This window comes from Vibrio ouci (assembly GCF_004551525.1).
Classification (GTDB): Bacteria; Pseudomonadota; Gammaproteobacteria; order Enterobacterales; family Vibrionaceae; genus Vibrio; species Vibrio ouci.
In genome coordinates this window covers 1-1819 of the sequence record NZ_SATR01000151.1, presented here as the reverse complement: position 1 = coordinate 1819, position 1819 = coordinate 1, and the positions used below count along the sequence as shown (strand labels likewise).

Sequence of the window (1819 nt, the reverse complement as noted above, 5' to 3'; positions counted from 1 at the left end):
TGGTGAGTTTCTAAAAAAAGAGCACTAACAAAGCGTTTAAGACAGATTCCCAACGCATGGCATTTTTCATTCCATCGTTGGTTTTTGTGTTTACGGTGGTATGGTTAAGTTCCGTTGTGGCGTTGCTCACTACTTAACGCGGCGTTATATTTCTTTTTAGTTCAGTACGTTATAATGTTAAAACTCAAGTCGAAAGCCGAAACGTGAATACGTCTCTCAGTGGTGGTCTCCTGAGACTGATGATGGCAGCCTCGATTTACTTTGCGTCAAATCCACCTGTTTTTGTGGTGCAGTTTCTCTTAGCAGAAATTGTGGGGTTTTTAACTAGTCAGACTAAGGAGGGAGAGCTTATGGGTATGAAAATTATCAACAAAATTAGTAGTAAATTTAAGCAACTTTCAAAATGTGTTGCCATGTTTTGGGAGAACCACCGCTCTTTTAAGTTTAACTTACTGATGATCTGGTGAAACTCCAGTGAAAAGAGCAAGTTAGTAGGTGCGCATAGCCCAAATTACCTATAGCGCACTGAAATATAACAATAAATTTAAGAGTGATTCACAACGCTCGGCGCTTTCACTTCAAGTGAGTTTGGTGTTTATGGCACAATGGTTTAGCTAAGGTGTTAGCGTTGTTCACACCTTAATTTGGCGTTAGGCTTCTAGGAGGAGCACTAGATGATAAGACAGGCGGTTTGGGCATTTCTACGTCTTGTAGTTGTTTTATTTCTATACCTGCCCGTAGCGTATGCGCTTTTGATCATTATTCAAACATCTCGTCCTCGATTCCTCGAAATGAACTGGGATGCTTACATTTGGTTTACGGTCTTGCTATTGGTCGTAGGCTATTGCTTGTTTCGTTTTTCACGTACAAAAGAGTTTGGAAAGCTGTTTCTAATTAGTGTACTCGGGGTCTCTGTGTTAATGATGTATGAAGGTCAGTCTTATACATTCAATACCCAGAACATATCAGCGAATGCTTTGTACGTGGCTTTTCTGTTCTTGATTCCTGCAATTCACTTTATACTGCCTTCAGTATGGACGAGGCCGTTTTTGTTTTTGCTTCCTGTTAGTGCTTTGAGTTGGTTTTTACGAATGTCGATATATCAGCCAGTTTGTTTTTCTTATGAGCTATACGTAAGTAAGTCAACGTTGAGTCCAGAGCAGTACGATAAGGTTTTTGAATTAGTGCTGCAAAGCTTCCCAACCACGTTTATCGGTGGGTCAATGGCATTTGGGCTATTAATCCCATATTGGTTCGCATTGTATGGTCCTAACCCTGACTCAACGTACAGAAGCCTAACAAGCAATTCAAGCTGATTCGCAACGCTCGGCACTTTCGGTTTCAATTGGTTTGGTGATTACGGTGAAGTGTTTAAGTGAGGTGGCAGCGTTGCTCACAACTTAATTGGGCGTTATGGGCAAGGAGGTCCAATGGAACTTGTTGAGTTAGAAAATACAGATGAACTGTATAAACAGGCACTGAATTTAAGGTATGACTTGTTCTTCCGAGCTCCAGGTCTTCCTCGAGAAATATTGTTTGATGCACTCGAAGACAATAGTTTTCATATAGCAGTGATAGACAGTGGTGCTTTATGTGCCTATGGGCGATTAAGCGCAGAAGGTTCGCGTTTATTTAAGATATCTCAGATGGTAGTCCAGCCAAGCATGCAGGGTGTAGTGGCATAGTTAATTTGGCCACCTGATTAGAGGTGTTAAGATGCACCTCATCTACATTAGGTGACACCATGACAAAACGTACAAGAAGAACCTTTAACCCTGAATTTAAACTCGAAGCAGCCCAACTTGTAGTTGAACAGGGG

2 protein-coding genes and 1 other RNA gene are annotated in these 1819 nt (G+C 41.3%); all 3 read left to right on the top strand.

Annotated elements, in window-relative coordinates:
* Window positions 1-194: 194 nt before the first annotated feature.
* The 3 genes from ELS82_RS24605 (at window position 195) to ELS82_RS24590 (ending at window position 1685) form a co-directional block, all read left to right on the top strand.
* An RNA gene (locus ELS82_RS24605) (hammerhead ribozyme type II) lies at window positions 195-255 on the top strand.
* Window positions 256-674: 419 nt separating this feature from the next.
* Window positions 675-1316 carry a hypothetical protein gene (locus tag ELS82_RS24595; RefSeq protein WP_244230886.1) on the top strand — a complete coding sequence of 214 codons (642 nt, stop codon included), beginning with the start codon at window positions 675-677 and terminating at the stop codon, window positions 1314-1316.
* A 114-nt stretch (window positions 1317-1430) separates the two neighbouring features.
* Window positions 1431-1685, top strand: coding sequence for a GNAT family N-acetyltransferase (locus ELS82_RS24590; RefSeq protein ID WP_244230885.1), 255 nt, complete (start codon window positions 1431-1433; stop codon window positions 1683-1685).
* The last annotated feature ends 134 nt before the right edge of the window (window positions 1686-1819 follow it).

Coding starts and splice junctions, on each gene's coding strand:
- ELS82_RS24595 (WP_244230886.1), top strand. CDS start 675: ATGATAAGACAGGCGGTTTGGGCATTTCTACGTCTTGTAGTTGTTTTA.
- ELS82_RS24590 (WP_244230885.1), top strand. CDS start 1,431: ATGGAACTTGTTGAGTTAGAAAATACAGATGAACTGTATAAACAGGCA.